Origin of the sequence: Streptomyces sp. NPDC127114 (assembly GCF_042677525.1) — a bacterium.
Taxonomy (GTDB): Bacteria; Actinomycetota; Actinomycetes; order Streptomycetales; family Streptomycetaceae; genus Streptomyces.
Genome location: NZ_JBHXTJ010000038.1, coordinates 18415 through 45159 on the forward strand (window position 1 = coordinate 18415; position 26745 = coordinate 45159).

Below are 26745 nucleotides of genomic sequence, written 5' to 3' on the forward strand. Positions count from 1 at the left end.
CCGCGACCCGGCCCCGTCCGTCCTACCCGCGGGCGGGCGGCTGGAACGCCCAGGGGGTGAGTCACCCCCTGAGAGCCGTCCTTGACACCCGGTGCGTTCCGAACGACCTTGGGGCCATGCGGATCGGACTGGTCGGGACGGGACGGATCGGGGCGTTTCACGCCGGGGTGCTCGCGCGGCATCCGGAGGTCGGGGCGCTGGTCCTCGCGGACGCCGACGCGGCGCGGGCCGCGCGGGTGGCCGGAGCGCTCGGGGCGGAGGCGGCGCCGACGGTGGAGGCGCTGTTCGCGCACCACGCCCTGGACGCGGTGGTGATCGCCTCGGCGACGGCCGCGCACGCGGAGCTGATCGGGCGGGCCGCGGCGGCCGGGCTTCCGGCGTTCTGCGAGAAGCCGATCGCGCTGGACGTCCCGGGCACGCTCGGGGCGCTGCGGGCCGTCGAGGCGGCCGGGACCGAGCTGCAGCTGGGCTTCATGCGGCGGTTCGACGCCGGGTACCGGGCGGCGCGGGAGGCCGTGGCGGCCGGGCGGCTCGGCCGGCTGCACACCGTACGGGCGGCGAGCTCGGACCCGGCGCCGCCGCCCGTCGCGTACCTGCCGCTGTCGGGCGGCCTCTACCGGGACTGCATGGTGCACGACTTCGACGCCGTGCGCTGGGTGACCGGGCGGGAGGTCGTGGAGGTGTACGCGACGGGCTCGGACGCGGGCCCGGCGATGTTCCGGGAGGCGGGCGACGTGGACACGGCGGCGGCGCTGCTCACCCTGGACGACGGCACCCTGGTGACGGCGACCGCGACCCGCTGCAACGGCGCCGGGTACGACGTGCGGATGGAGCTGGCCGGGGAGCTGGCGCAGCTGGCGGTGGGCCTGGACGAGCGGACTCCGCTGGAGTCGGTCGAGCCGACGGGCCCGCCGCCGCCCGGCAAGCCGTGGCCGGGTTTCCTTGAGCGGTTCGCCCCGGCGTACGAGGCGGAGCTGGACGCCTTCGTGGGGCTGGTGCGCGGGGAGCGGGAGAACCCCTGCGACGGGGCCGAGGCACTGGAGGCGCTGCGGGTCGCGGAGGCGTGCGTGCTGTCGCGTCGGGAGCGGCGGCCGGTGCGGCTCACGGAGATCCCCGCGGCCTGAGATCCCCGCGGCCTGAGAGGCACGCTCTCGGAGGCCGCGGGGGTGCCGCGGGGCGGGGTCACCGGACTGCCGTCGAGGACGGCTGTCACCAGACGACGGGGAGCCGCCGCGTGCCGCGGATGAGCATGCCCGGGAGCCACTCGTACGGCCCTGCCCCGGGGTCGAGTTCGAGCCGGGGGAAGCGCTCGAGCAGGGACCGGATCGCGATCTTGCCTTCCAGGCGGGCGAGCGGGGCGCCCAGGCAGTAGTGGATGCCGTGGCCGAAGGCGAGGTGGCCGCGCGGGTCGCGGCGGATGTCGAAGCGGTCGGGCTCCGGGAAGCGGCCCGGATCGCGCGCGCCGGAGGCGATGCCGACCACGACGACGGCGCCGGCGGGGATGACGGCCCCGCCGACCGGGACCGGCTCGGCGGCGAACCTGAGCGTCGCCGTCTCCACCGGACCGTCGTAGCGCAGGCCCTCCTCGACGGCGCCGTCGAGGAGGTCGAAGTCGGCGCGGAGGGCGGCCAGTTGCTCGGGATGGGTGAGCAGGGCGCGGACGGTGTTGGCGATGAGGTTGACGGTGGTCTCGTGGCCCGCGATGAGCAGCAGGTAGGCCAGGGCCCGGAGTTCGGGCAGCGAGAGCCGGTCGCCGTCCTCGGCGCGGGTACGGATGAGCGCGGACAGCAGGTCGTCGGCGGGGCCCGCGGCCCGCTTGTCCTCGATGAGTTCGTCGAGGTAGCCGCCGAAGCCCTCGACGGCCTCCCGCTCGGTCATGGACCCGGTGGGCGCGACGAGTTCGTTGGACCAGGCCCGGAAGGAGTCCCGGTCGGCGGCGGGGACGCCGAGCAGTTCGCAGATGACGGTGATCGGCAGCGGGAAGGCGAAGGAGTCGACGAGGTCGGCGCGGCCTGCGGGGGCCATGGCGTCCAGGAGTTCGTCGGTGAGCTGCTGGATCCGCGGGCGCAGCGCCTCGACGCGGCGTCCGGTGAACTCGCCGGCGACGAGCTTGCGCAGCCGGGTGTGGTCGGGCGGGTCGACGATGAGCAGGTTCGGGCCGACGACCTCCTCCTCGGGCAGCGGTATGCCCATGGACGAGAAGGACTTGGAGAACCGCTGGTCGGCGAGGGCCGCGCGGGCCTCCTCGTAACCGACGATCAGCCAGGCGGGCATGCCGTCCGGAGTGATGACCTCGTGGACCGGACCGGCCTCGCGGAGCTTCGCGTAGTACGGGTACGGGTTCGCGGTGAAGTCCGCGCCGTATTCCCCCAGATCGATGACGGACATCGGCCCAGCCTATGCGCCGTCCTGGCCGCCGGGGAGGTCGAGGAGTCCGGCGTCGTGGACGAGGAGGGCGATCTGGACACGGTTGTTGAGGTCGAGCTTGGCCAGAATCCGCGAGACGTGGGTCTTGACGGTGGGGACGCTCATGTAGAGGGCGGCGGCGATCTCGGCGTTGGAGCGGCCCTGGCCGACGGCGACGGCGACCTCGCGCTCGCGGCCGGCGAGCGGCGCGAGGCGTTCGAGGGCGGTGGCGCGGCGGGGCGGGCGCCGCGAGGTGTCGTCGTGCCCGGCGACGTGGCTCATCAGCTGGCGGGTCACGGCGGGCGAGAGCACGGGATCGCCGGCGGCTACCCGGCGGACGGCGGCGACGATGTCGGCGGGCGGGGTGTCCTTGAGGACGAAGCCGGCGGCGCCGGCGCGCAGGGCGCGCAGCACCTGTTCGTCGGCGTGGAAGGTGGTGAGCACGACGACCTCGGGCGCGCCGGGCCGGGAGCGCAGCTCCTCGGTGGCGGTGAGGCCGTCGACCGCGGGCATGCGGATGTCCATGAGGACGACGTCGGGGGCGAGCCGGTCGACGAGGGCGGGGACCTCGGCGCCGTCGGTTCCCTCACCGACGATCGTGATGTCCTCGGCGCCGCCGAGCATGAGGGAGAGGCCCGCGCGGACCAGGGGGTCGTCGTCGACGATCAGCAGCCGGATGGTCATGCGGGCCACGGTAGCCAGGCGTGGAGGGCGAAGCCGCCGTCGGGGGCCGGTCCGTGCCGCAGCCGGCCGCCGGCGAGGGTGGCGCGTTCGGCGAGGCCGATGAGGCCCTGCCCGGAGCCGGGCACGTGCGGGACGGGTCCGGCGGGCGCGGGGTTGCGGACGTCGACGGTGAGGCCGTCGCCGGGGCGGCCGCGCAGGGTGAGGGTGACCTCGGCGCCGGGGGCGTGCTTGCGGGCGTTGGTCAGGGCTTCCTGGGCGATCCGGTAGACGGTGCGGCCGGTGGCGGCGGGCACCGTGTCCGGGTCGGTGACGGTGGAGTCGAGGACGACCTTCATGCCGGCCTCGCGGACCTCGGCGACCAGGGTGTCGAGGGTGGCGAGAGTGGGCTGCGGCCGGTCCTCGGCCCCCTCGCCGGGGGACCGCAGCACGCCGATGATCTCCCGCAGGTCCTGCAGGGCCTCGTGGGCGCTGTCCCGGATGACTCCGGCGGCCCGGGCGATCTGCTCGGGCGGGGCGTCGGGCCGGAACTCCAGGGCGCCGGCGTGCACGCTGAGCAGGGTCAGCCGGTGGGCGAGGACGTCGTGCATCTCGCGGGCGATGGCCTCGCGGGCCGCCCGCTGCGCCTGCTGGGCACGCAGCTCGGCCTCGGCCTCGGCGCGCAGGGCCCGGTCGCGCAGCGCCTCGACGAGCCGGCGGCGGGAGCGTACGAGCATGCCCCAGGCGGTGACGAGGAGGATGAGGACGGCGCCGAGGCCGATGCCGAGGGGGACGCCGGTCTCGGGGTCGGGGCGGACGAAGACCTGGACGGTGGAGCCGGCGATGCCGAGCAGCCCGATCCAGGCGACCTGCCGGAAGGGCCGGCGCACGGCGACGCTGAAGAGGCTCGCGAGGAGCGCGCCACCGGCGGTGGGCGCGACGACGCCGACGACGGACAGGGTCACGGCGAGCCCGACGGGCCATCGGCGGCGCAGCCAGAGCGCGACGCAGGCGAGCCCGCCGGCGATCTGGTCGGCGAGGGCGACGGCCTCGCTGTTGTACTTGGCGCTGGTCTCGGCGGCGAGCAGCCCGACGAACGCGGCGAGCAGGAACAGGCAGGTGTCCACCACCCAGTCCCGCGCGGTCCGCCGTGGCCGCCGCCCCTCCGCCCCGTCGAGGGCGCCGGTCCGGGCGGCCTCGACCAGGTGGGAGGGCAGCAGCCAGGTGCGTGTCATACCGGAAATGTACGCAGGTGAGGGGCCCCGCCGCGGCATGAGGACGGCCGCCGGATACCAAAGTCGCGAAGCCCGCGACTTCGGTCGTACGGGTGACCCGCGGTCCGATACCGGCGGCCGACGCGGCGCCGCCCGCCCGGGGATCAGGCTCGGAGGCATGAAGAGACTTCTTGAGGTGACGGGCTTCCTGCTGACGGTCTTCGGCGTCTTCGGCGTGATCCGCGAACTGACCGGCGGCTGGTTCCGCCTGATGGGCGTGACTCGCTTCCTGACCGAGAACGTGTGGTTCCTGGAGCACCACGCCCTGTTCGCGAACATCGTGATCGCGGCCCTGGGTTTCGCCCTGATGGTGATGTCGGACCGGGTGAAGGGCTAGAGATCCCTGCGGGGTGTCTGGCGCGCGTCCTGGTCGGCGGCCCTGCGGCCCCACGCCGTGCCCGCGAGGACGAGCGCCGCGCCCGCGAGGCCCACGAGGCCCGGGCGGTCGCCGGCCAGGGCGATGCCCGCGGCGGCGGCCCACAGCGGCTCCGTGCCGAGCAGGAGGCTGACCCGGGACGGGGAGGTGCGGCGTACCGCCCACATCTGCACGAAGAACGCGAAGAGCGTGCAGAGGACGGAGAGGAAGAGCAGGCCCGCCCACTCGCCGGGACCGAAGTCCGCTGCCGCCGCCCACGGCGGGGCGCCGGTGCCGGGGAGGGCGACCAGGACGGCGAAGACGGCGACGGCGGAGCCCAGTTGGACGGTGGTGAGCGACAGGGAGTCCGCGCTGCGGACGGCCTTGATGCGTGCCATCGCGAGCACGTGGACGGTACGGGCGAGGGCCGCGAGCAGCATCAGCAGGTCGCCGAGGGAGGGCGCGGTGAACCCGCCGCCCTGGGTCAGCAGGACCACGCCCGCCACCGAGAGCCCGGCGGCGGCGAGGAAGGCGCGGGGCGGCCTGGTCCGGTTGACGGCCGCCTCCGCGAGCGGCGTGAAGATCATGGTGAGGCTGATGATCAGGCCCGCGTTGGTGGCGGAGGTGTGGACGACGCCGTACGTCTCCAGGAGGAAGATCCCGGCGAGGATCAGGCCGAGGACGGCCGCCCCGCGCCACTGGGCGGAGTCCAGCGCCCGCAGCCTGCGCCATCCGGCGGCGACCAGGACGGGCAGCACCACGGCGAAGCGCAGGACCAGGACGGCGAGCACGGTGTTCGCGGTGGTGATGCCCTTCGCCGCGAGGTAGCTGGCGCCCCAGACGACCGCGACGAGCAGGACGGGCAGGTCGGTGAGCCAGGCCCGGCGCGGGGCGCCGAGGGGCACGGGTACGGCGGCGGTGGTCATCGGCGAGCGGTCTCCGACTCGTGGGGCGGGGTGGAGACTTCGGCGGCTCTCACACGGGGGAGATCACCGTATCCGCCGGGGAGGGTGGTGGCTACACCTTTCCCTGGATCCCTACTCGCCGATGGTGCCGAACGTGGGCCGGCCCGCCAGTTCGTACGTCTGGATGGTGACGCCCGTGCTCGTGAAGCGGGACTCGGCGAGCCGGAAGGCGCTCGGCGTGGCGCCCTCGGCGAAGAGGCGACGGCCCTTGCCGAGCACGACCGGGAAGACGAGCAGGTGCAGCCTGTCGATCAGGTCGTGCTCCAGGAGGGTGCGTGCCAGACCGCCGCTGCCGTGCATCTGGACCTCGCCGTCGAGCCGTTGCTTGAGCGCCGCGACCGCGTCGGCGGCGTCGCCCCGCAGGACCGTGGTGGTGGGCCAGTCGGCGCTGGCGAGCGTGGTGGAGACGACGTACTTGGGCAGGGCGTTCAGCCTGCCCGCGATGGGGTCGTCCGGGTCGGTCTGCTTCGGCCAGTAGCTCGCGAAGATGTCGTACGTGCGGCGCCCCAGGAGGAAGGCGGTGGGCCGCTCGAAGACCTCGTTGACGAAGCGGCCGAAGTCCTCGTCGACGTACGGGAAGACCCAGCCGCCGAGGTCGAAGCCGCCGGTGGTGTCCTCCTCGGGGCCGCCGGGAGCCTGGTAGACGCCGTCGAGGGTGAGGAACTGGGTGAGGCTCAGGGTGGCCATGAGGGGTGCCCTTTCTCTTCCGGACCATGCTGTCCCACTCCTTCCGACCCCGCCGCTCGGCAGAACTCATCGGTGCGGGTCGGCGTCCGATTCCTGCCGGCGCCGGCGTCGCCGCCCGCGTTTGATTGAACACGCAACGACAGTCGACGTACGAGGAGTGAAGAGATGTCCACCATGAGCGGCAAGGCGGTTCTGGTCACCGGCGGCAGCCGGGGCATGGGCGCGGCGACGGCCGTCCGCCTCGCCCAGGAGGGCGCGGACGTGGCCTTCACCTACGTCCGGGGAGAGGAGCGGGCCCGCGAGGTCGCGGCCCGGATCGAGGCGGCCGGCGGCAAGGCGCTCGCGCTGCGGGCGGACGCCGGGGACGCGGGCGACGCGGCCGGTGCCGTGGACTGGGCGGCCGACGCCCTCGGCCGGCTGGACGTGCTGGTCAACAACGTCGGCGTCGGCGTCCTCGGCCCGCTGGAGTCCCTCTCGCTCGCCGACGTCGACCGGGTGCTCGCGGTGAACGTCCGCTCGGCCTTCCTCGCCTCCCAGGCGGCGGCCGCGCGCATGGACGCGGGTGGGCGGATTATCACCATCGGCACGTGCATGACCCAGCGGGTGCCGGGTCCTGGCGGCACGCTGTACGCGACCAGCAAGGCCGCGCTGACCGGCCTGACGAAGGCACTGGCCCGCGAGCTCGGGGCCCGGGGCATCACGGCGAACATCGTCCACCCGGGGCCGACGGACACCGACATGAACCCGGCCGACGGCCCGTACGCGGAGGGCCAGGCGCGGATGACGGCACTGGGCCGCTTCGGGACCGCCGAGGAGGTCGCGGCGATGGTCGCGTTCCTGGCGGGGCCGGGCGCGGCGTACGTGACGGGCGCCGAGTTCTCGGTGGACGGCGGCCACGCCGCATGAGCACGAGGGCGCACCGGTGCTGTCATGCCGGTGCGCCCTCGCGGGCCGAGCGGGGTGTCGTACCCGCTCAGTTCGGGGTGGAGCGGGGCTGCGTCAGCCGCCGAGCTCCTGGTGGCGGGCGGTCAGCCGCGCCGCGCCCGCCTCGGTGAGCGAGCCGAAGAGACGGAGGCGGGAGATGCCGCCGTCGGGGTAGATGTCGATCCGGACCCGGGAGCCGACCGCGGGCGTGTCGAGCACGAAGCGGTGGTTGGTGTCGGGCTGGAGGCGGGTGCGGGGCAGGATCTCGGTCCAGTCCTCGGAGCCCTCGGCGGCCACGGACAGCGCGGCCCAGCCGGCGCTGTTGCCCTTGAGGTACGCGGTGTCGATCTCGACGGCGCGGATCTCGGACTCGGCGGCGAGGCTGTAGCGGATCCAGTCGTTGCCCTTGTCGCGGCGGCGGCGGGTCTCCCAGCCGTCGTCCATCTTGCGCGAGCGGCCGGGCTGGATGGTGTTGGTGGCCGGGGAGTAGAAGCGGTCGGAGGCGTCCTCGACCCGGCCGCCGTTCTCCAGGGCCGCGAGGTCGAAGGTGCCGAGCACGCCGAGCCACTGCGGGTCGGGGGCGACCTCGCCGTAGACGCGGAGGCGGGCGATGCCGCCGTCGGGGTGCTGGTTGACCCGGAGGTGGGTGAAGCGCTGTTCGACGTCGACGGCGAAGCCGTTGGCGGCGTGGCCGCCGATGGCGGTGCGCGGGACGAGGGTCGTCCACTTCACGTCGTCGGCGAGCAGCTGCTCGGGCGAGGGCGAGCCGGCGACCGAGGTGGCCTCGACGGAGACGGCCTGCGGGTAGTTGCCGCGGAAGTGGGCGGTGTCCACGACGATGCCGCGGATCACGCCGGGCGCGCCGAGGCGTACCAGGGCCCAGTCGTGGTCGTCCTCGGTGGGGTGCGGCTGCTCGGCGGAGACGCCACGGCGGCGGCGGGTCTCCCAGCCGTCCATGATCTTGCCCTTGTGGCCGAAGTGCTCGGGGTCGAACTCGGCGGCCTCGGGCTTGAGCAGGTTCTCGCGCTCGGCGAAGAACTCGTCGTTGGCGGCGATCACGCCCGCGCCCAGGCGGCGGTCGGCGAGGTCGGCGTACTGCGTGAAGGGGAAGTCGGCCGTGCGGTAGTCGGCGTACGGGTCGCCGCCTCCGTAGGGGCTGGCGTCGCCGGTGAAGGAGGGTATGCCGGTCACGGTCAGTTGTTCCTTTCGAGAAGGCGGCCGGAGGGCTCGGCCAGGGTGCCGCGGTCGTTGATGCGTTCGCCGCGCAGCCAGGTGGAGGTGACGACGCCGTAGAGGGTCTTGCCCGCGTAGGCGGTGATCCGGTTGCGGTGCTGGAGCTCCGCCGGGTCGACGGTGAAGGTGGCGTCCGGGTCGAGGACGGCGAAGTCGGCGTCGCGGCCGGCCTCGATGGCTCCCTTGCGGGACAGGCCGGCGAGCTCGGCCGGGGCCTGCGACATCCAGCGGGCGACGTCCGTCAGGTCGTGGCCGCGGCGGCGGGCCTCGGTCCAGATGGCGGGCAGGCCGAGCTGGAGGGAGGAGATGCCGCCCCAGGCGGAGGCGAAGTCGCCGGTCTTGAGGTCGGCGGTGGACGGCGAGTGGTCGGAGACGATGCAGTCGATGGTGCCGTCGGCGAGGCCCTGCCAGAGCAGGTCCTGGTTGGCCGCCTCGCGGATGGGCGGGCAGCACTTGAACTCGGTGGCGCCGTCGGGGACCTCCTCGGCCGTGAGGGTGAGGAAGTGCGGGCAGGACTCGACGGTGATCTTCACGCCCTCGGCCTTGGCGGCGGCGATCAGCGGCAGCGCGTCGGAGGACGACAGGTGCAGGACGTGGACGCGGGCGCTCAGCCGGCGGGCCTGGTTGATCAGGTTCTCGATGGCCGTGTTCTCGGCGACGCGGGGGCGGGACGCGAGGAAGTCGGCGTACTTCGCACCGGCCTTCTGCGGGGCGGCGTCGAGCTCGTGCGGGTCCTCGGCGTGGACGATCATCAGCCCGTCGAAGCCGGCGATCTCGGCGAGGGAGGCGGCCAGCTGCTCCTGGTCGAGCTGCGGGAACTCGTCGACGCCGGAGGGCGAGAGGAAGCACTTGAAGCCGAAGACGCCCGCGTCGTGCAGGGGCCGCAGGTCCTTGACGTTGTCCGGGAGCGCGCCGCCCCAGAAGCCCGTGTCGATGTGGGCCTTCGGGCGGGCCACGTCCTGCTTGATCCGCAGGTGCTCGACCGTGGTGGTGGGCGGCAGCGAGTTGAGCGGCATGTCGAGCAGGGTGGTGATGCCGCCGGCGGCCGCGGCGCGGGTGGCCGTCCAGAAGCCCTCCCACTCGGTGCGGCCGGGGTCGTTGACGTGGACGTGGGTGTCGACGAGGCCGGGCAGGACGACGTCGTCGCCGACGTCCTCCAGCCGGGCGCCGGCCGGTACCTCGGCGTCGTAGGGCAGCACGGCAGCGATCGTCCCGCCGGCGACGGCGATCGACGCCGCACGCGTCCCCTCGGGAGTGATGACACGCGTCGAACGCAGGACCAGGTTGACGTCCACCCGTACCCCTTCTTCCTCGACTGCTTCCACGAAGCAAAAATTCAACGAACTGTTGAAGGAGTTTGCGTCCGAGACGACAGGTCGTCAAGGGCACACTTCCAGCATGAGACGCCGGCCAACCGCGCTTGGACGTTTCCATGAAGTGGAATGCGAATTTCGTACAGTAGAACGTAGCTCCGTACATGCGGGGTGGACCAGCAGCCCTCCGGGCAGCCGCCGACAACGGACAAACACCCCCTGACCGGCCCGGACGCCCACACCTGGGCCGTGTGCCCGGCGCGACGGCCCGGTAGGCTGCTGACTTGCCCGCCTGCCCCGAAAGGACCGTTGCCGTGCCGACGTCCAGCGCCAGCACCACCGACGCCGCCAAACCCGCCGCGAGCGGGGGCGTCCAGTCCCTCGAGCGTGCCTTCGACCTCCTCGAGCGGATGGCCGACGCCGGTGGCGAGGTCGGGCTGAGCGAGCTCTCCGCCAGCAGCGGCCTGCCGCTGCCCACCATCCACCGCCTGATGCGCACCCTGGTCGCCTGCGGCTACGTACGCCAGCAGCCCAACCGGCGCTACGCCCTCGGCCCCCGCCTGATCCGCCTCGGCGAGTCCGCCTCCCGGCTGCTCGGCACCTGGGCCCGCCCGTACCTGGCGCGGCTCGTCGAGGAGACCGGCGAGACCGCGAACATGGCGCTGCTCGACGGCGACGAGATCGTGTACGTCGCCCAGGTACCGTCCAAGCACTCGATGCGCATGTTCACCGAGGTCGGCCGCCGGGTGCTGCCGCACTCCACCGGCGTCGGCAAGGCGCTGCTCGCCCACACCCCGGCCGACGAGGTGCGCGCGCTGCTCGCCCGCACGGGCATGCCGGCCGCGACCGAGAAGACGATCACCACGCCCGAGGGCTTCCTCGACGCGCTGGCGGCCGTCCGCGAGACGGGTTACGCGGTCGACGACAACGAGCAGGAGATAGGCGTCCGCTGCCTCGCGGTACCGGTGCCGAACTCCCCCACCGCCGCCGCCATCTCCATCTCGGGCCCGGCGGGCCGGGTCACGGAGGCGGCGACCGAGAAGATCGTCCCGATCCTCCACCAGGTCGCCGAGGAGCTCTCGACCGCCCTCGCGAACACCGCGGGCAACGGCCAGGGCTGAGAACCGCGCACCTCCGCGAAGGCGCCCGGAACCCCACGGTTCCGGGCGCCTTCGCGTACGTCAGACCGCCACCGCCTCGTCGGTGAGCCGCCCGTCCCGCACCGCCACCACCCGGTCCGCCCGCCCCAGGTGCGTCCGGTCGTGCGTCACGAGGACCGTCGCCGTCCCGCGCTCCGCCGTCAGCCCCGCGAGGAGCTCCATGACCGCCGCGCCCCGCTCGTGGTCCAGGGCGCTGGTCGGCTCGTCCACCAGGAGCACGGACGGCTCGTTCATGAGCGCCCGGGCGATGTTGACGCGCTGTCGCTGGCCGCCGGAGAGCTGGTGCGGGCGGCGGTGGGCCTGCTCGGCCAGGCCCACCGCGGCCAGCAGCCCGGCGGCCCGCTCGCGCACGGTGCGGCTCGTCCGGCCGGACAGATGGGCCATCACCTGGAGCTGTTCGAGCGCGGTGAGCGAGGGCAGCAGGTTGGGCTGCTGGAAGACGATGCCGATCCGCTCGCGCCGCAGCCCGGCCTTCTGCGCCGGGCTCAGCGGCCCGGTGTCGGTACCGGCGACCTCCACGCGTCCGCTGTCCGGCGTGACCAGGGTCGCGGCCACCGCGAGCAGGCTGGACTTGCCGGAACCCGAGGGCCCGACGACCGCGGCGAGCGATCCCGCGGGCACCTCCAGGGAGACGGAGTCGAGGGCCGTGAGCCGGCCGTCTCCGTCCGGGTAGGTCAGGGTCACGTCTTCGAGCAGCAGGCTCATCGGGCACTCCCGAGGGCGGTCAGGGGATCGACGGCGGTGATCCGCCGGATGGACAGGGCCGCGCCGAGCACACCGAGCACGACGATCACGGCCGCCGGGCCGAGCACGGTCAGCGGCTGGAGCACGAAGGGCACGTCGCCGCCGCTGATCAGCGCGCCGATGCCGACGGCGAGCCCGGTGCCGAGGAGGGTGCCGGCGGTCAGCATCACCACGGCCTGGCCGAGGGCGTCCTTCAGCAGGTACGGCGTCGAGGCGCCCAGCGCCTTGAGGACCGCCACGTCGGCGCTGCGCTGGATGGTCCAGACGGTGAAGAAGGCTCCTATGACGAGCGCGGAGATCGCGAAGAGGAAGCCGCGCATCAGTTGCAGCGAGCCGTTCTCGGCCTGGTAGGACCCTATGGCGCCGAGCGCCTCGTCGATCGTCTTCGCCGAGGTCTTCAGGGCCGCGTCCCCGGCCGCCCAGTCGACGCCCGCACCGCTGAGCGCGATGACGGTGGCCTGCTCCTCGGGCGTGGTGCCGCTGTGCCCGAGCTTCTGCCAGTCGGCGAGGGAGGTCCACACGACGGGCGTGTGGCTGTACGAGGCGTCCCCGGCGACCGCGGCGACCGTGGCGTCCAGGCCGCCGAGGCGCACGCCGTCCCCGGCGGCGGCGTCCAGCTCCTCGGCCGCCGACTCCGAGAGGATCACCCGGCCGGGGCCGACGGCGCCCGGCGCGAGCCCGGATCCGGACTCGGTGCCGAAGGCGGAGACGGCGGCGGTGCGCCCGCCGGCCGCCGCGTCGAGGGTGCGGATGCCGAGCGGCTCGGCGCCGCGCACGCCGGGACGGGCGGCCCAGCCCCGCCACTGCGACGCGGTGACGGTCGAGCTGGTGAAGGAGACCGACCGGCCGTCGGGCGGGGCGGCGAAGGCCAGCCGGTCGGCCGGCAGGCCGGTGACCGCCGAGACGTTCTCCCGCGCGAGCCCGGCGGTCAGCCCCGACAGCAGTCCGACGAGCAGGGTGATCAGGACGATCACCGTGCCCATCAAGGTGAATCGCCCCTTGGCGAATCTGAGGTCTCTCCATGCCACGAACATGGGGCCAAGCCTGCTGGGCGGGAGCCGCCGCGGGCATCGCGCCACGGATGGCTCCGTCATCAAACTTTCGATTGAGTCCGGATCGCCCGGTCAGCCCGCGGCGCCCGCCTACCCTGGACTGGTCATGGATCCCCGCTCGCTCACCCCCGCCCTGCGCGCCCTTCGCCTGTGCCTCCATCTCCTGATGGCGGGCCTGCTGGTGCTCGCCGCCCTCCGCTCGCACACGAGCTCGGGGATCGCGGCCGCCGTGGTCACCGGCGCGGTGTACGCGGCGGGGTCGCTGCTGCCGTCGGTGCGGGCCTCGCAGCGGGCCGCCGCGGTCTGGCTGGGGCTGCTGTGCCTCAGCTGGCTGGTGCTGCTGTGGCTGACGCCCGAAGGGCTGTGGATCGCCTTCCCGCTGTACTTCCTCCAGCTGCACCTGCTGCCGGCGCGCTGGTCGCTGCCCGCGGTGGCGGTCACCGCGGGCGCCGCGATCCTGTCGTACGTGCGGCACGGCGCCGCCCTCAACCCGGGCGTCTTCATCGGGCCGCTGCTCGGCGCGGCGGTCGCCGTCGCGACCGTGCTCGGCTACCAGGCGCTGTACCGGGAGAGCGAGCGACGGCGCCGCATGGTCGAGGAGCTGATCGCCACCCGGGCCGAGCTGGCCGCGGCCGAACGGCACGCGGGGACGCTCGCCGAGCGCGAGCGGCTCGCCCGGGAGATCCACGACACCCTGGCCCAGGGGCTGTCCTCGATCCAGCTGCTGCTCCGGGCCGCCGAGCGCGCGTTGCCGGCGGGCTCGCCGGCCGCCGGCCACATCGACGAGGCCCGGCGCGCCGCGCAGGACAACCTCGCGGAGGCCCGCCGCTTCGTCCGCGCCCTGACCCCGCCGGACCTGGAGCACGGCTCGCTGGCCGGGGCCCTGGAGCGCCTGTGCGAGACGGCCGGGCCCGACGGTCCGCGGGTGCGCTTCTCGCTGAGCGGGACGCCGGCCGAGCTGCCCACCCCGTACGAGGTGGCGCTGCTGCGGATCGCCCAGTCGGCGCTCGCGAACACCGTCCGGCACGCCTCGGCCTCGCGGGCGGAGATCACGCTGTCGTTCATGGGCGGCTCGGTGACGCTGGACGTGGTGGACGACGGCAAGGGCTTCGACCCGGTCTCCGTCCTGCCGTCCTCCGAGGGCGGCTTCGGCCTTCCGGCGATGCGCTCGCGCGCGGAGTCGCTGGGCGGCTCCTTCACCGTCGAGTCCGCGCCCGGCCAGGGCACCGCCGTGGCCGTTTCCCTCCCTCTGCCCGGAGCCTGAAGATGACCGTCCGACTGCTGCTCGCCGACGACCACCCGGTGGTACGGGCCGGGCTGCGCGCCGTCCTCGACACCGAGCCGGACTTCGCGGTGGTGGGCGAGGCGGCGACGGCGGAGCAGGCGGTCGAGCTGGCCGCCGCCGGGGGCGTGGACGTGGTCCTGATGGACCTCCAGTTCGGTGCCGGGATGCACGGCTCGGAGGCGACCGCGGCGATCACCGCCGTACCGGACGGGCCGCGGGTGCTCGTCCTGACCACGTACGACTCGGACGCGGACATCCTCGCGGCCGTCGAGGCCGGCGCCTCGGGCTACCTCCTGAAGGACGCCCCGCCGGAGGAGCTGGCGGCGGCGGTGCGGACCGCGGCGGCGGGCCAGTCGGCACTCGCCCCGGCCGTGGCGCACCGGCTGATGGACCGGATGCGGACCCCGGCGGAGGCGCTCACCCGGCGCGAGCTGGAGGTGCTCCAGCTGGTCGGGGAGGGTCTGTCGAACCAGCAGATCAGCAAGGCGCTGTTCCTGAGCCAGGCGACGGTGAAATCGCACCTCGTGCACATCTTCGCCAAGCTCGGCGTGGAATCCCGTACGGCGGCGGTGGCGGCGGCGACGGCACGGCGTCTGATCCGGCGCTGAGACGGCGCCCTCAGGCGTCGCCGGGAGGCTGCGGCGGGCCGAAGAGTTCGACGGCGCGCCAGACGGCCGCGAGCCCCTCGGCGAGGGCGCTGACCGAACCGACGGCGCCCGCTATCAGAAGCAGCGAGCGGCGCAGCCGCCACACCTCGGGCGCTCCGCTGACGGCCATCGCGTCGAGCGCGGCGAGCTCGTCCTCGGCGATCGCACGGTCGGCGAACTCCCGGCGGTGTCCGGCAAGTTCGCGCCGTAACCGGGACACGGCGGCGCGCAGCTCGGCCACCCTCGGGTCCACGCCGTCAGCGCTCACTCGCCTCTGCCCCACGCTTCGCAACATGGTCTTCCCCCCTTGCGCACGTCACAGTGCCGACCGTCGGGCGATGGTCGGGCGCCCTGGGTCGCGGGTCAGTTAACTCCTCCGTGCGCCCGGCGCGCCAGCGGGCGGACGTAAGTTCAGACTTCCGTGTCATCCGGGCGCGATGCGGTATGCAGTCCTCATGACTCTTGAGACTGCAGAACCGCTCGTGGCGGGCCTGCTGCTGGCCGCCGGTGGCGGTCGGCGGCTCGGCGGGCGGCCCAAGGCGCTGCTTCCGCACCGCGGCCGGCCGCTCGTCGAGCACGCGGTGCGGGTGCTGCGCGAGGGCGGCTGCGAGGTGGTGCACGTGGTGCTCGGCGCGGCCGCCGACCGGGTGCGCGAGGAGGCCCGGCTGCCGGGGTGCGTCCTGGTGGACAACCCGGACTGGGCCGAGGGCATGGGCTCGTCGCTGCGCGTCGGGCTCGCGTCCCTGAAGGCGGAGGCGCTGCCGGTGGACGCGGCCCTGGTGTCGCTGGTGGACCAGCCGGGGATCGGACCCGCGGCGGTGAGCCGGGTGCGCGCCGCGTACGGCTCGCGCGACACGCTCGCGGCGGCCTCGTACGACGGGAAGCGGGGCCATCCGGTGCTGTTCGGGGCGGACCGCTGGGCGGCGATCGCGGCGGGCGCGGTCGGGGACCAGGGGGCGCGGGACTACCTGAAGGCGCACCGGGATGCGATCACGCTCGTGGACTGTTCGGATGTGGCCGAGCCGTACGACATCGACACGGAGGCGGACCTGGTGCACCTGGAGTGAAGGGTGTGGCACCGAGCGCCACGTTGTGTCGACCCAAAGAATCTCGACATCAACAAACCATTGAACTTCCACCATGAGGAAACTAGTATCCACTGTTCAGAAGCGCCTGATCCCCCGTGACGGCGCTCCCGGCCGTATCCCGGCATGTGTGGCACTGCGTGCCGCATGACGACGCCCGGCGGCCGGAGTGGCACCGCCCGTGAAGTCCGCTGAAGGAAGTGACAGTTCATGTCCGCACCAGCGCCGTCCTCCCTGGTCGTCGTCGAAGCCGAGCCCCTGCCGCGCCAGGAGGAGGTGCTCACCGACGCGGCCCTCGCCTTCGTGGCCGAGCTGCACCGTCGGTTCACCCCGCGCCGGGACGAGCTGCTCGCCCGACGCGCCGAGCGCCGCGCCGAGATCGCCCGTACGTCGTCGCTGGGCTTCCTGCCCGAGACCGCGGCGATCCGCGCCGACGAGTCCTGGAAGGTCGCGCCCGCCCCGGCGGCGCTGAACGACCGGCGCGTGGAGATCACGGGTCCGACCGACCGGAAGATGACGATCAACGCGCTGAACTCGGGCGCGAAGGTCTGGCTCGCCGACTTCGAGGACGCCTCCGCGCCCACCTGGGAGAACGTGGTCCTCGGCCAGGTCAACCTGATCGACGCGTACACGCGGAACATCGACTTCACCGACCCGAGGTCCGGCAAGAGCTACGCCCTGAAGCCGGCCGAGGAGCTCGCCACGGTCGTCATGCGGCCGCGCGGCTGGCACCTGGAGGAGCGTCACCTGACCGTCGAGGGCCGCCCGGTGCCCGGCGCGCTCGTCGACTTCGGCCTCTACTTCTTCCACAACGCCCAGCGCCTGATCGACCTCGGCAAGGGTCCGTACTTCTACCTGCCGAAGACCGAGTCGCACCTGGAGGCCCGCCTCTGGAACGACATCTTCGTCTTCGCCCAGGACTACGTCGGCATCCCGCAGGGCACCGTCCGCGCCACGGTCCTCATCGAGACCATCACGGCCGCGTACGAGATGGAGGAGATCCTCTACGAACTCCGCGACCACGCCGCCGGGTTGAACGCGGGCCGCTGGGACTACCTGTTCTCCATCGTCAAGAACTTCCGTGACGGCGGCGCCAAGTTCGTCCTCCCGGACCGCAACGCGGTCACGATGACGGCCCCGTTCATGCGCGCGTACACCGAACTCCTCGTCCGCACCTGCCACAAGCGCGGCGCGCACGCGATCGGCGGCATGGCGGCCTTCATCCCGTCCCGCAAGGACGCCGAGGTCAACAAGGTCGCCTTCGAGAAGGTCAAGGCCGACAAGGACCGCGAGGCCGGCGACGGCTTCGACGGCTCCTGGGTCGCCCACCCCGACCTCGTCCCGATCGCCATGGCCTCCTTCGACGCGGTGCTCGGCGACAAGCCGAACCAGAAGGACCGGCTGCGCGAGGACGTGCACGTCGAGGGCCCGGAGCTCATCGACATCGCGTCCCTGGACGCCCACCCGACCTACGACGGTCTGCGCAACGCCGTCCAGGTCGGCATCCGCTACATCGAGGCCTGGCTGCGCGGCCTGGGCGCCGTCGCCATCTTCAACCTGATGGAGGACGCGGCCACCGCCGAGATCTCGCGCTCGCAGATCTGGCAGTGGATCAACGCGGAGGTCGTCTTCGAGAACGGCCGCAAGGCCACTCCCGAACTCGCCCGCGAGGTCGCCGCCGAGGAGCTGGCCGCGATCCGCGCCGAGATCGGCGACGAGGCCTTCGCGGCCGGGAAGTGGCAGCAGGCCCACGACCTCCTGCTGCACGTCTCGCTCGACGCCGACTACGCGGACTTCCTCACCCTCCCCGCGTACGACCAGCTGGTCGGCTGACCGCACAGCAGCCGTCCGGCCCGTCCGGCCCGTAGACCGACCCCGCCCCCGGTGCTCGCACAGCACCGGGGGCGGGGTCTTTCGCATTGCGTACGGGATCCGTTCGCGCCGTTTTCGATCCATGGTGTTTCACAAGTCACGTGACGCAACCGAAACACGCAGCTACCTAGCGGTAACAAGCCGGGGCGTGCGAGATTCCGCCATGCCACCGGCCGGCGGCTGTCCCCCACTCACTGCGCACCGCTCACCGCAGGAGCACAGCCATGTCTTCGTCCCCGCACCGCCGCGCCCTGCGCGGACTGCTCTCCCTGTGCGTCGCCGCCGGACTCGTCTCGCTGGCCCCGGCCCCCGCCGCCGCCTCCCCCGGCTCCGGGCCCACCGCCGTCGTCTCCATGGGCGACAGCTACATCTCCGGCGAGGCCGGCCGCTGGATAGGCAACAGCCTGACCACCAGCGGCAGCCGCAACGGCACCGACCGCGCCTGGACCGGCAGCGCGTACGACCCGAGCCGGGTCTACGGCACGTCGGAGGCCAACGGCTGCCACCGCTCGGACTCGGCGGAGGTCAGGAGCGCGGGCGCCATCGCGAGCGAGCTGATCAACCTCGCCTGCTCCGGCGCCACCACCCACAACGTGTTCCGCACGGCCGCCGGCGGCGTCTCGTACAAGGGCGAGGCCCCGCAGGCCGACCAGCTCGCGGCCGTCGCCGCCACCCGCGACGTGAAGCTGATCGCGCTGTCCATCGGCGGCAACGACCTCGGCTTCGCCGACATCATCACGACCTGTGCGACGGACTACATCGTCTGGTACTCGTACTGCCACGACGACCAGCAGGCCGAGGTCGACGCCAAGATCGACGGTGTGATGGCGGACGTCGGCAAGGCCGTCGACGAGATCAGAGCCGTGATGACCGGCGCCGGGTACGCGAACTCCGACTACCGGATCGTGCTCCAGTCCTACCCCTCCCCCATCCCCCGGGCCGCCGAGAACCGCTACGGCGAGAGCGGCTGGAGCCGCACGAACACCGGCGGCTGCCCGTTCTGGAACCTGGACTCCGACTGGGCCCGCGACTCCCTCGTCCCGCAGATCGCCAACCGGCTCAAGGCGGTCGCGGCGGCCAAGGGCGCGCAGTTCCTGGACCTGCGCGACATGCTGCAGGGACGCGAGGTGTGCGCGAAGGCCAGCAAGCAGGTGTCGTCGACCGTGCCCGCCTCGGCGACGACGAGCGAGTGGGCGCGCTGGATCGACCAGAACCAGACCCAGGGGCCGCTCCAGGAGAACATGCACCCGAACTACTACGGGCAGCAGGCGCAGGGCCGGTGCCTCGCGCTGATCAACGCCAAGGCGACCGGCAACTTCAGCTGCCGCAACACGGCGGGCGCCGGGGCCTCCGGGATGTACCTCACGGCAGGCTGACGCCCAGGGGGCCGAGGACCCGCGCGGTCTCGTGCGGGTCGGCGGCCGCCATCGCGGCGACCAGGGCCGCCGAACCGCCGGGCCAGCGCGCCGCCGCCGCGTCGAAGGCGGCGCGCCGCGTCTCCAGCGGTCCCTTCTTGCCGGGCAGCCCGTCCAGGACCCGAAGGGCGCGGGCGGAGTCGGGCACCACGCCCGGTTCCACCCGGTCGCCCCGCGCGAGCAGCGCTTCCTCGGCGCGGGCGCCGGCCACCGGGTCCGGCAGGGCGTCGCGCAACGCCTCGGCGGGCGCGGCGGACCAGTCGAGGAGGCCGAGCAGGGCACGGGTGGCGGCGGCTTCGGAGGTGCCGGCGCTGGCCGTGCCGAGCGCGTCGAGCAGCTCGCCCCAGGCCCCGGCGGCGTGGCCCCGGGCGCGCAGCCAGTCGGTGAGGACCCGGCCCGCGACGGCCGGGGGCCAGCCCGCGGCGGACTCCACCAGGCGGGTGGCGTCCCAGCCGGCCGTCTCCGCGGCGTCGGGCACGGCGACCCGGCGCACGGCGAGCAGGTAGCGGACCACGGCGCAGCCGCGCGGGGTGAGCCCGAAGGCGTCGCCGTGGCGGAAGACGAGGCCGGTCGCCGCCAGCCGGTCGACGACGGCGGCGAGTTCGTGCGCGGGCTTGTCGAGCCTGGCCCGGTCGGTGTCGTTGATCCCGGGCGAGCCGAGCAGCCGGGCGAGCTCGCCGGCGGTGGGTGTGGTGTACGCGGGCGAGGCGGGCGGCGGTACGCGGACGGGCGCGTCCTCCAGGTCCGGGTCGACCGTCCAGTCCTCGAACTCGGCGGCGCGGCGGGCGACCGACTCGGCGGAGCAGCCACGCTGGTAGAGCGTGTAGAGCAGGTGGGCGGCCTCGCCGCCGTAGGGCCCGGCCCCGCCCCCACGGGGGCCGGGCCCGCCGCCGTCGGGCTCCGTAGCGGCGACTCCGGCGACCGTGCCCGTTGCGGCCGCTCCGGCCGCTCCGGCTCCTTCGGCTGTCCCGGCCCTCTCGTACGGCTCCGCGGCGGTCGCGTACGGCTCCGCCTCGGCGAGTTCGTCGACGACGGCGGCCAGCAGGTCGGCGTCCCGCTCCACGTCGTCCTCGGCCGCCTCCGTCTCGGGCGGCGGCAGCGGTACGGACGGGTCTCCGTAGTAGTCGAGGTGCTCGTCGAGCAGGGCGTCGGCGAGGGCGAGATGGGGGAAGTCGTCCGGGCCGGGAGCGAGGTGCGCGTACTGCCCGGCGAGCCCTTCGGCGAGCCCGGCCGCGGTCCAGCGGTCGAGCAGGGCGGCGGCGACGGTCCCGATGCCCTGCGCCACGTCGTGGTCGCCGAGCAGCGGCCCGGCGGCCGGCGGCCGCTCGGCGTCCCGGACGTACGCCCTGGTCAGGACCTCGGCGAGGAGGAGGTCCGCGACGGCGGTGCGGCCCATGAGGTCGGCCCGCCGCACTCCGTCGGGCAGCGGCGGCCCGTCGAGGCCGGCGAGCCAGGCCCGTACGGCCTCGGGGTCTTCGTGATCGGTGCCGTCGGCGCGCAGGAGCTGGGCGTACCAGCGGGGCCAGGTCAGGTTCCCCGGGTCGGCCATGGCGCGCTCGAAGTCGGCGACGGCCTCGCCGACCGCCCCTTCCACCCGGCTGCGCCGCTCCCCGTCGCACCGCGCGGCGAGCGCGCGCAGCACCGCCGGGTAGGTTCCGAGCTCGTCGGGTGCCGCGCACACGAAGGCGGGCAGGTCCTCGAGGAGGAGCTCCTTGGCGAGCGCGGGCGTCGGCTCCGGCACCCCGGTCCCCCGGTCCGCCCCGCGCAGCGCGAGCAGACTCAGCACGGCATCCGCGGCCCTGACGGCTCCTGGCGCCCGGAACTCGGGGCTCGCTTCCAGGAAGGCGTCAAGACCGGTGTTGGTGAGGGCGATCTCGGCCACGCTTCCCAGCGTAGTTCGGGGCCAGGCTGTGTGGCGGGTCGGCGACGCCCGTCAGACCGTCACGACCGTGCGCGGGGCCGAGAAGTCGCCCCAGGTGCCGTCGGGGAGCCTGGCGCGGAGGGTGAGGGCGTAGCGGACGCCGGGGGTGGCGGGGACGGTGAGGGTGTAGCGGACGGGGCCGGGGCCGGGGTCGGCGCCCCAGACGATGGTGGTGGCGAAGCGGCCGTTCAGGTGGAGCTGGTGCTCCTTGACGGGGCCGGCGGTGCGGGGCGGGGTCCAGGTGAGGGTGATGGCGCCCTTGGTGACGGTGGCGGTGACGCCGGTGGGTGCGGTGGCGGGGCGCCCGCCGGGGGCGGCGGGGGTGGTGAGGTCGGCGGTGTCGCTGTCCGGAGAGGAGTTCTCGGCGGCGTCGCGGGCGCGGACGGTGAAGGTGTAGGCGGTGGCGGGGCGCAGGGCGGTGAGACGGGCCTCGGTGGCGGTGCCGCGGACGGTGTGGACGCGGGATCCCGACTGGTAGACGTCGTAGGCGGTGATGCGGGTGTCGTCGCGGGCGGGCCGCCAGGTGAGCCTGGCGACGCCGGGGCCCGCCGGGGTGACGCGCAGGGCGGTGGGGCGGGTCGGGGGCGTGCGGTCCTCGGCGGTGGCGGCGGGTGTGGCGGCGGTGACGGCGGCGCTGTCCGCGGAGACGTTTCCGGCGGCGTCGCGGGCGCGGACGGTGAAGGTGTGCGGCGTGGCGGGGGCGAGGCCGGTGACGTCGGTCATGAGGGTGGCGGCGGGCAGGTCCTTCACCGGGCGGCCCTGGCGGTAGACGGTGTACCCGGTGACGGCGGTGTCGTCGGTGGCGGCGCTCCACATGACGTGGACGGTGGTCGCGCTTCCTGCGGTGGCGGTGACGCCGGTGGGGGCGGCGGGCGCGTGGGTGTCCTTGGCGGCCTCGGCGGTGGCGGTGCAGGCGGTGAGCGCGGCGAGGGCGAGGACGGCGAGGGTCGACTGGGCGGCGGTGAGGGGGCGTTGCATGGGGGTTGCCTCCATCCCGTAAAGGTCTGGACCTATATGGCACGGGCGGCGGGGCGGAGGCAAGAGGGGCGACGGGGTCGCCCGGGCGGGGGTGCCACCCGGCCGTCCGGAGGCGTTGTCCACCCGGCCGACCGGAGGCGTTGTCAGTGGGGTGCGCTTCACTGGTTCCGTCACTCTCCGTAACGAAATCAGGGGGAATCATGACGGACCGTACGACGTATGTGTCGCTGCCCGGGCTGCGCGCACGCGGCTGGAGCAACGCCATGGTCGACGCCATGCTGGGCCAGGCCGATGTACAGGGACGCGACCCGCGGCGCTGGTCGCTCGCGCCGGTGCGGCTCTATCTGCTCGCGCGGGTGGAAGCGGTGGAGCGCACCCCGGAGTTCACCGAATCCGCCACGTCCGCCTCGCGGGGCGCGGCGGCCGAGCGCCGGCGGCGGGCCGTCCTCGCGGCGATCCGCGCCGAGCCCGTCGAGGTGCCCCGGCTGCCGGCCGCCGAGCTGGAGCGCCGGGCGGTCCGCCACCGCCATCTGCTCGGCGCACGCGGGCCGGGCGGCCTCGGGGCCGGTGCGATGGTCCGCTGGCAGGTCGGCTACCTCCGTCATGCCCTCTCCCGCTACGACTGCCTGCTCGACGGCCTGTACGGCGCCACGGGCCGCGCCGAGGCCGAGCGCCTGCTGCGCCGACGGCTGTACGAGGCGATCGCGGCGGCCTACCCGCACCTGGCGCACGAGTGCCGGCGCCGGATGGAGGTGGAACGGTGAAGGGCCGAGCGGTGGATGGCCGAGCGGCAAGGGGCCGGGCAGTCAGCGGACGAGCAGCGAAGGGCCGAGCGGTGAAGGCGCGTCAGGAGCCGTCGGCGAGCAGCCCGGCGACGCGGCGGCAGGCGGCCGGGATCGGGGCGACGACGCGGACGGGCAACCGGGTGCGCAGGGCTTCCGCGGCTTCGCCGAGCGGGCCGCCGCCGATGACGACGGCCTCGGCCCCGTCGCGTACGACGCAGGCGCGGGCGGCGGCCGTCAGCGCGGCGAGGAGCGCCTCGGGGCGGGCGGTGAGCTGCTGCGGGTCGCCGGCGGTGAAGCGGGCGCCCGTGTACGCGGAGGTCAGACCCAGCCGGGCCACGTGCGCGGCGATGGCGTCGGCCAGTCGCGGGGTCGTGGTGGCGATGCCGAAGCGGCGGCCGCCGGCGGCGGCCTCGGCGAGCGCGGCCTCGCCGATGCCCACCACGGGCACCGGGAGAGAACGGACGGAGGCGAGCCCGGGGTCGCCGAACGCGGCGACGATCACGGCCGCGCAGTCGCCCGAGGCGACGGCCGCGCGGGCGGCACGGACGACGTGCGGGGCGGCGGCGCTCAGGGCGGCCGGGTCGGTGAGCATCGGCGGGCCCTCGGCGACCGTGACGCCCCGGACCCGGAGTCCCGTTCCCGCGAGGGCGCGGCGGGCGATCGCGGTCATCGTCCGGGTCGTCGACGCCGAGGTGTTGGGGTTGACGAGCACCACGGCGGGCCGGGCCGCGACGGCCGGCGCCCCGGGCCCCGCGGCGTGCGCGGGGACCGGGGCGGACGGGAGCGGGGTCGGGCGGTTCAGTGGACGTGCGCCGCCTTGGCCGCCGCGGTCTCGGAGATCTCGTCGCCCGGCTCCATGGGCGCGGTCACCGTGTCGTCGTCCCGGTTCCTGCCCAGGTGGTTGAAGACCAGGTTGAGCAGGACGGCGGCGACACAGCCGGTGGAGATGCCGGAGTCGAGGATGATCTTCGCGGTCTCCGGGAAGGCGTGGTAGAACTCCGGCGCCGTGATCGGGATGATGCCGACGGCCAGCGAGACGGCCACGATCAGCACGTTGTTGTCCTTCTCCAGGCCGGCCTTGACCAGCGTCTGGATGCCGCTGGCGGCGACCGAGCCGAAGAGGACGACACCCGCGCCGCCGAGCACCGGCCGCGGCACGACCGAGATCAGCGAGGCGGCCACCGGCGACAGGCCCATGAGGACCAGGAAGCCACCGCCGCAGGCGACCACGAAGCGGCTGCGGATCCGGGTCATGGCGACCAGGCCGATGTTCTGGGCGAAGGCGCTGCACATGAAGCCGTTGAACAGCGGGCTGATCGCGGAGCCGAGGGTGTCGGCGCGCAGTCCGGCCGCGATCGTCTTCTCGTCGGCGGGCCGCTCGACGATCTCGCCGAGCGCCAGCATGTCCGCGGTCGACTCGGTCATGGAGACCAGCATGACCACGCACATGGAGATGATCGCGGCGAGGGCGAACTGCGGGGCACCGAAGTGGAAGGGCGTCGGGAAGCCGACGATGTCGGCCTCCGTCACCGGGCTGAAGTCGGTGACGCCGAAGGGGATGGCGATCAGCGTGCCGAGGACGAGACCGACGAGGACGGCGATCTGCTTCAGGAAGCCGCGGGTGAAGCGGCGCAGCAGCAGGACGATGCCCAGCGTGATGGCGGCCAGCGTGAGGTAGGTCGTCGAACCGTAGTCGTCGGCCGCGGGGTTGGGCCCCTGGGCCCAGCCGAAGGCGACCGGCAGCAGCGAGACGCCTATGAGGGTGATGACGGTGCCGGTGACGACCGGCGGGAAGAACCGCACGAGGCGGGAGAACCAGGGGGCGGCGATGAAGCCGAGGAGTCCGGCGACGATGATCGCGCCGAAGATGACGGGGAGGGCGTCTGCCTTGTCCTTCGTCGTGTCGACGATCGCGAGCATCGGGGCGACACCGGCGAAGGTGACGCCGTTGACGAACGGCAGCCGGGCGCCGATCTTCCAGACGCCGAGGGTCTGGAGGAAGGTGGCGAGCCCGGCCGTGAAGAGGCTGGCGCCGGTGAGGAAGGTGAGTTCGGTTCCGGAGAGGCCCACGGCCGCTCCGACGATCAGCGGCGGGGCGACGACGCCGGCGTACATGGCGGCCACGTGCTGCAGACCGCTGGTGAGCATTTTCACTGGTGGCAGGGTCTCGTCGACCGGATGTCTGGTCCGGTCGTCATCGAGGCCGGAGCCTGCGTCTGGTGCATTGCGAACCTGGGGCTTGGAAGCCACGGCGGTCCTCCGGTCGGTTACACGTCGGCGGCGACGAGGATGTCAGGGAGGTGGTGCGATGCGGTGCGGGTGCAGGAGGTGCGGCTCGTTGCGGGGGTGGAGCGGTGCGCCGCCGGAGGGGGAGCGGCACGGGGACGGGGCGTCCGGTGGGGGTGCGGACACGGGTTCACCGATCCGGAGGGTGCCGTACGACTCGGCGTACGCGCACCCTCCGGTCCGGCTGCCGTGGACCCCGCTCGGGTCCACGGCGACCGACCGAGGGCCGTCCCCCTCGGTCGGACTCCTTGGGGAGGGATCAGCTCTGGGCCGCGATGCGGGCCAGGCGCTGGGCCTCCGCGCGCGCGTCGCGCGCGATCTGGTCCTCGTCGGCGGTGAGCAGTCGGTTGTTCTCGACGATCTGCCTGCCGTTGACGAAGGACGCGGTGACCGGGGCCGCCGCGCCGAAGACGATGGCGGTGACCGGGTCGGCGATGGACGAGTGGCCGAGGCCGTCGATCTTCCACAGGACGAAGTCGGCGAGCTTGCCGGGCTCGAGGGAGCCGATGCTGTCGGCGCGGCCGAGGACCTGCGCACCGCCGAAGGTGCCGAGGCGCAGGGCCTGGCGGGCGTTGAGCGCGGCCTCGCGGTGGGCACCGAGACGGTTGATGAGGAGCGCGTTGCGCAGCTCGGTGTGCAGCTCGCCCGACTCGTTGGAGGCGGTGCCGTCGACGCCGAGGCCGACCGGCACGCCCGCCTTGAGCATGTCCGGTACGCGGGCGATGCCGGCGGCGAGGCGCGCGTTGGACGACGGGCAGTGCGCGACACCGGTCTTGGTGCGGGCGAAGGCCGCGATGTCGGAGTCGTTCATGTGGACGCAGTGCGCCATCCACACGTCCTCGCCGAGGAAGCCGGTGGACTCGAAGTAGTCCGTCGGGCCCATGCCGAACAGCTCGTGGCAGAACTTCTCCTCCTCCACGGTCTCCGAGCCGTGGGTGTGCATCCGCACGCCGAGCCGGCGGCCGAGGGCAGCGCCCTCGCGCAGCAGCTCGGTGGAGATGGAGAAGGGCGAACAGGGGGCGACGGCGACCTGGGTCATCGCGTCGAAGGAGGCGTCGTGGTAGCGCTTCACCGTCTCCTCGGTCGCGGCGAGCGCGCCCTCGGTGGTCTCGACGGCGAAGTCCGGCGGCAGGCCGCCGTCCTTCTCGCTGCGGTCCATGGAGCCGCGGGCGAGGGTGAAGCGGACGCCCATGTCGGCGGCGGCACCGATGATGGCGCCGGACAGGTCTCCGGAACCCTGCGGGTACACGTAGTGGTGGTCCATCGCGGTGGTGACACCGCCGCGGGCCATCATCGCGAGCGAGCCCTGGGCCGCGACGCGCACCATCGACTCGTCGATCCGCGCCCACGTCGGGTAGAGCGCGACCAGCCAGTTGAAGAGGTTGTGGTCGGTCGCGAGACCCCGGGTGATCCACTGGTAGAAGTGGTGGTGGGTGTTGATCAGACCCGGCGTGATCAGGTGACCGGTGGCGTCGATCCGCCGGACCACGTTCTCCAGGCCTTCGGGGGCCTTGCCGGCACCGAGGGACTCGATCTTGTTGTCGGCGACGACGAGGTAGCCGGTGGCGTACTCGGTGTCGTTCGCGTCGACGGTCGCGATCGCCGCGTTCTCGATGACGATGCGCTGGGTGGCTGCCGAAGGTGCTGCCATGGCGGTGCTTCCTTCATTCCAGAGGGGATCGGTGGGCACGGCAGGAC

General features: G+C 73.8%; 25 protein-coding genes. 10 read left to right on the forward strand and 15 right to left on the reverse strand.

Translation table 11 applies throughout. From position 1 onward, the window contains the following. Nucleotides 1–116 precede the first annotated feature (116 nt). Entirely contained in the window at nt 117–1124 is a 1008-nt protein-coding gene (locus tag ACFVGS_RS29285) for a Gfo/Idh/MocA family oxidoreductase (RefSeq protein WP_384422392.1), read from the forward strand. A gap of 85 nt (nt 1125–1209) precedes the next feature. Here the strand turns inward: ACFVGS_RS29285 and ACFVGS_RS29290 are convergent, their stop codons facing one another. Genes ACFVGS_RS29290 through ACFVGS_RS29300 form a run of 3 tightly spaced genes read right to left on the reverse strand, consistent with a single transcriptional unit; the run spans nt 1210 to nt 4301 of the window. Next, entirely contained in the window at nt 1210–2388 is a 1179-nt protein-coding gene (locus ACFVGS_RS29290; protein WP_384422390.1) for a cytochrome P450, read from the reverse strand. A 9-nt stretch (nt 2389–2397) separates the two neighbouring features. Further along, a complete protein-coding gene (locus tag ACFVGS_RS29295) occupies nt 2398–3090 on the reverse strand; it encodes a response regulator (RefSeq protein WP_384422388.1) in 693 nt (230 codons plus the stop codon). Beyond that, nucleotides 3087–4301 carry a sensor histidine kinase gene (locus tag ACFVGS_RS29300; protein WP_385694604.1) on the reverse strand — a complete coding sequence of 405 codons (1215 nt, stop codon included), beginning with the start codon at nt 4299–4301 and terminating at the stop codon, nt 3087–3089. Before ACFVGS_RS29300 ends, ACFVGS_RS29295 begins: the two co-directional genes overlap by 4 nt. A gap of 157 nt (nt 4302–4458) precedes the next feature. Between ACFVGS_RS29300 and ACFVGS_RS29305 the strand changes: the two genes are divergently transcribed. Then, the gene (locus ACFVGS_RS29305; RefSeq protein ID WP_385694606.1) at nt 4459–4677 is read left to right on the forward strand and encodes a hypothetical protein; all 219 of its coding nucleotides are present in this window, start codon (nt 4459–4461) and stop codon (nt 4675–4677) included. Here ACFVGS_RS29305 and ACFVGS_RS29310 read toward each other — a convergent pair. Together ACFVGS_RS29310 and ACFVGS_RS29315 are read right to left on the reverse strand one after the other, a co-directional pair. Beyond that, entirely contained in the window at nt 4674–5621 is a 948-nt protein-coding gene (locus ACFVGS_RS29310; RefSeq protein ID WP_384422382.1) for a DMT family transporter, read from the reverse strand. The two genes, ACFVGS_RS29305 and ACFVGS_RS29310, sit on opposite strands and share 4 nt — an antisense overlap. Nucleotides 5622–5732: 111 nt before the next feature. Further along, nucleotides 5733–6347 carry a dihydrofolate reductase family protein gene (locus ACFVGS_RS29315; protein WP_384422380.1) on the reverse strand — a complete coding sequence of 205 codons (615 nt, stop codon included), beginning with the start codon at nt 6345–6347 and terminating at the stop codon, nt 5733–5735. A 165-nt stretch (nt 6348–6512) separates the two neighbouring features. Here ACFVGS_RS29315 and ACFVGS_RS29320 point away from each other — a divergent pair, with 165 nt between their 5' ends. Then, a complete protein-coding gene (locus ACFVGS_RS29320) occupies nt 6513–7253 on the forward strand; it encodes an SDR family NAD(P)-dependent oxidoreductase (protein WP_384422378.1) in 741 nt (246 codons plus the stop codon). 93 nt (nt 7254–7346) lie between these two features. On the opposite strand, the gene alc is transcribed toward ACFVGS_RS29320, so the two are convergent. Both alc and allB read right to left on the reverse strand, forming a co-directional pair. Then, nucleotides 7347–8468 carry an allantoicase gene (gene alc, locus ACFVGS_RS29325; protein ID WP_384422420.1) on the reverse strand — a complete coding sequence of 374 codons (1122 nt, stop codon included), beginning with the start codon at nt 8466–8468 and terminating at the stop codon, nt 7347–7349. Then, on the reverse strand, nt 8465–9799 hold the full coding sequence (gene allB / locus ACFVGS_RS29330; protein ID WP_384422418.1) for an allantoinase AllB: 1335 nt from the start codon (nt 9797–9799) through the stop codon (nt 8465–8467). Before allB ends, alc begins: the two co-directional genes overlap by 4 nt. Before the next feature lie 332 nt (nt 9800–10131). Between allB and ACFVGS_RS29335 the strand changes: the two genes are divergently transcribed. After that, nucleotides 10132–10938: an IclR family transcriptional regulator gene (locus tag ACFVGS_RS29335; protein ID WP_384422376.1), complete on the forward strand. Its 807-nt coding sequence runs from the start codon at nt 10132–10134 to the stop codon at nt 10936–10938. 60 nt (nt 10939–10998) lie between these two features. Here ACFVGS_RS29335 and ACFVGS_RS29340 read toward each other — a convergent pair whose 3' ends face one another. Together ACFVGS_RS29340 and ACFVGS_RS29345 are read right to left on the reverse strand one after the other, a co-directional pair. Then, entirely contained in the window at nt 10999–11682 is a 684-nt protein-coding gene (locus ACFVGS_RS29340; RefSeq protein ID WP_384410773.1) for an ABC transporter ATP-binding protein, read from the reverse strand. After that, the gene (locus tag ACFVGS_RS29345) at nt 11679–12755 is read right to left on the reverse strand and encodes an ABC transporter permease (RefSeq protein WP_384410770.1); all 1077 of its coding nucleotides are present in this window, start codon (nt 12753–12755) and stop codon (nt 11679–11681) included. The genes ACFVGS_RS29340 and ACFVGS_RS29345 overlap by 4 nt, the downstream gene beginning before the upstream one ends. A gap of 124 nt (nt 12756–12879) precedes the next feature. On the opposite strand from ACFVGS_RS29345, the gene ACFVGS_RS29350 reads away from it, so the two are divergent. After that, nucleotides 12880–14037, forward strand: a complete 1158-nt coding sequence (locus ACFVGS_RS29350; RefSeq protein ID WP_384410767.1) for a sensor histidine kinase — start codon at nt 12880–12882, stop codon at nt 14035–14037. Between the two features lie 2 nt (nt 14038–14039). Continuing rightward, nucleotides 14040–14666: a response regulator gene (locus ACFVGS_RS29355; protein WP_384410764.1), complete on the forward strand. Its 627-nt coding sequence runs from the start codon at nt 14040–14042 to the stop codon at nt 14664–14666. A gap of 10 nt (nt 14667–14676) precedes the next feature. Here ACFVGS_RS29355 and ACFVGS_RS29360 read toward each other — a convergent pair whose 3' ends face one another. Beyond that, the gene (locus ACFVGS_RS29360; RefSeq protein WP_384410761.1) at nt 14677–15000 is read right to left on the reverse strand and encodes a DUF5955 family protein; all 324 of its coding nucleotides are present in this window, start codon (nt 14998–15000) and stop codon (nt 14677–14679) included. 160 nt (nt 15001–15160) lie between these two features. Between ACFVGS_RS29360 and ACFVGS_RS29365 the strand changes: the two genes are divergently transcribed. From ACFVGS_RS29365 to ACFVGS_RS29375, 3 genes are all read left to right on the forward strand, one after another. Then, nucleotides 15161–15772, forward strand: a complete 612-nt coding sequence (locus ACFVGS_RS29365; RefSeq protein WP_385694614.1) for an NTP transferase domain-containing protein — start codon at nt 15161–15163, stop codon at nt 15770–15772. 228 nt (nt 15773–16000) lie between these two features. Then, on the forward strand, nt 16001–17623 hold the full coding sequence (gene aceB / locus ACFVGS_RS29370; protein ID WP_385694617.1) for a malate synthase A: 1623 nt from the start codon (nt 16001–16003) through the stop codon (nt 17621–17623). Nucleotides 17624–17886: 263 nt separating this feature from the next. After that, entirely contained in the window at nt 17887–19038 is a 1152-nt protein-coding gene (locus tag ACFVGS_RS29375; protein ID WP_385694620.1) for a GDSL-type esterase/lipase family protein, read from the forward strand. Here the strand turns inward: ACFVGS_RS29375 and ACFVGS_RS29380 are convergent. Together ACFVGS_RS29380 and ACFVGS_RS29385 are read right to left on the reverse strand one after the other, a co-directional pair. Continuing rightward, on the reverse strand, nt 19025–20959 hold the full coding sequence (locus tag ACFVGS_RS29380) for a hypothetical protein (protein ID WP_385694622.1): 1935 nt from the start codon (nt 20957–20959) through the stop codon (nt 19025–19027). The two genes, ACFVGS_RS29375 and ACFVGS_RS29380, sit on opposite strands and share 14 nt — an antisense overlap. Nucleotides 20960–21010: 51 nt before the next feature. Continuing rightward, nucleotides 21011–21976 (reverse strand): fibronectin type III domain-containing protein, encoded by a 966-nt coding sequence (locus ACFVGS_RS29385; RefSeq protein ID WP_385694624.1) that lies wholly within the window; start codon nt 21974–21976, stop codon nt 21011–21013. Nucleotides 21977–22176: 200 nt separating this feature from the next. Between ACFVGS_RS29385 and ACFVGS_RS29390 the strand changes: the two genes are divergently transcribed. Then, a complete protein-coding gene (locus tag ACFVGS_RS29390) occupies nt 22177–22740 on the forward strand; it encodes a hypothetical protein (protein WP_385694626.1) in 564 nt (187 codons plus the stop codon). A gap of 82 nt (nt 22741–22822) precedes the next feature. Here ACFVGS_RS29390 and ACFVGS_RS29395 read toward each other — a convergent pair whose 3' ends face one another. From ACFVGS_RS29395 to ACFVGS_RS29405, 3 genes are all read right to left on the reverse strand, one after another. Next, entirely contained in the window at nt 22823–23476 is a 654-nt protein-coding gene (locus tag ACFVGS_RS29395) for an aspartate/glutamate racemase family protein (RefSeq protein ID WP_385694629.1), read from the reverse strand. A gap of 83 nt (nt 23477–23559) precedes the next feature. After that, nucleotides 23560–24909 (reverse strand): nucleobase:cation symporter-2 family protein, encoded by a 1350-nt coding sequence (locus tag ACFVGS_RS29400; RefSeq protein WP_384410804.1) that lies wholly within the window; start codon nt 24907–24909, stop codon nt 23560–23562. Between the two features lie 397 nt (nt 24910–25306). After that, nucleotides 25307–26698 carry an 8-oxoguanine deaminase gene (locus tag ACFVGS_RS29405; RefSeq protein ID WP_384410740.1) on the reverse strand — a complete coding sequence of 464 codons (1392 nt, stop codon included), beginning with the start codon at nt 26696–26698 and terminating at the stop codon, nt 25307–25309. Nucleotides 26699–26745: the final 47 nt, after the last annotated feature.

Coding starts and splice junctions, on each gene's coding strand:
- ACFVGS_RS29285 (WP_384422392.1), top strand. CDS start 117: ATGCGGATCGGACTGGTCGGGACGGGACGGATCGGGGCGTTTCACGCC.
- ACFVGS_RS29290 (WP_384422390.1), bottom strand. CDS start 2,388: ATGTCCGTCATCGATCTGGGGGAATACGGCGCGGACTTCACCGCGAAC.
- ACFVGS_RS29295 (WP_384422388.1), bottom strand. CDS start 3,090: ATGACCATCCGGCTGCTGATCGTCGACGACGACCCCCTGGTCCGCGCG.
- ACFVGS_RS29300 (WP_385694604.1), bottom strand. CDS start 4,301: ATGACACGCACCTGGCTGCTGCCCTCCCACCTGGTCGAGGCCGCCCGG.
- ACFVGS_RS29305 (WP_385694606.1), top strand. CDS start 4,459: ATGAAGAGACTTCTTGAGGTGACGGGCTTCCTGCTGACGGTCTTCGGC.
- ACFVGS_RS29310 (WP_384422382.1), bottom strand. CDS start 5,621: ATGACCACCGCCGCCGTACCCGTGCCCCTCGGCGCCCCGCGCCGGGCC.
- ACFVGS_RS29315 (WP_384422380.1), bottom strand. CDS start 6,347: ATGGCCACCCTGAGCCTCACCCAGTTCCTCACCCTCGACGGCGTCTAC.
- ACFVGS_RS29320 (WP_384422378.1), top strand. CDS start 6,513: ATGTCCACCATGAGCGGCAAGGCGGTTCTGGTCACCGGCGGCAGCCGG.
- ACFVGS_RS29340 (WP_384410773.1), bottom strand. CDS start 11,682: ATGAGCCTGCTGCTCGAAGACGTGACCCTGACCTACCCGGACGGAGAC.
- ACFVGS_RS29345 (WP_384410770.1), bottom strand. CDS start 12,755: ATGTTCGTGGCATGGAGAGACCTCAGATTCGCCAAGGGGCGATTCACC.
- ACFVGS_RS29350 (WP_384410767.1), top strand. CDS start 12,880: ATGGATCCCCGCTCGCTCACCCCCGCCCTGCGCGCCCTTCGCCTGTGC.
- ACFVGS_RS29355 (WP_384410764.1), top strand. CDS start 14,040: ATGACCGTCCGACTGCTGCTCGCCGACGACCACCCGGTGGTACGGGCC.
- ACFVGS_RS29360 (WP_384410761.1), bottom strand. CDS start 15,000: ATGTTGCGAAGCGTGGGGCAGAGGCGAGTGAGCGCTGACGGCGTGGAC.
- ACFVGS_RS29365 (WP_385694614.1), top strand. CDS start 15,161: ATGACTCTTGAGACTGCAGAACCGCTCGTGGCGGGCCTGCTGCTGGCC.
- aceB (WP_385694617.1), top strand. CDS start 16,001: ATGTCCGCACCAGCGCCGTCCTCCCTGGTCGTCGTCGAAGCCGAGCCC.
- ACFVGS_RS29375 (WP_385694620.1), top strand. CDS start 17,887: ATGTCTTCGTCCCCGCACCGCCGCGCCCTGCGCGGACTGCTCTCCCTG.
- ACFVGS_RS29385 (WP_385694624.1), bottom strand. CDS start 21,976: ATGCAACGCCCCCTCACCGCCGCCCAGTCGACCCTCGCCGTCCTCGCC.
- ACFVGS_RS29390 (WP_385694626.1), top strand. CDS start 22,177: ATGACGGACCGTACGACGTATGTGTCGCTGCCCGGGCTGCGCGCACGC.
- ACFVGS_RS29400 (WP_384410804.1), bottom strand. CDS start 24,909: ATGCTCACCAGCGGTCTGCAGCACGTGGCCGCCATGTACGCCGGCGTC.
- ACFVGS_RS29405 (WP_384410740.1), bottom strand. CDS start 26,698: ATGGCAGCACCTTCGGCAGCCACCCAGCGCATCGTCATCGAGAACGCG.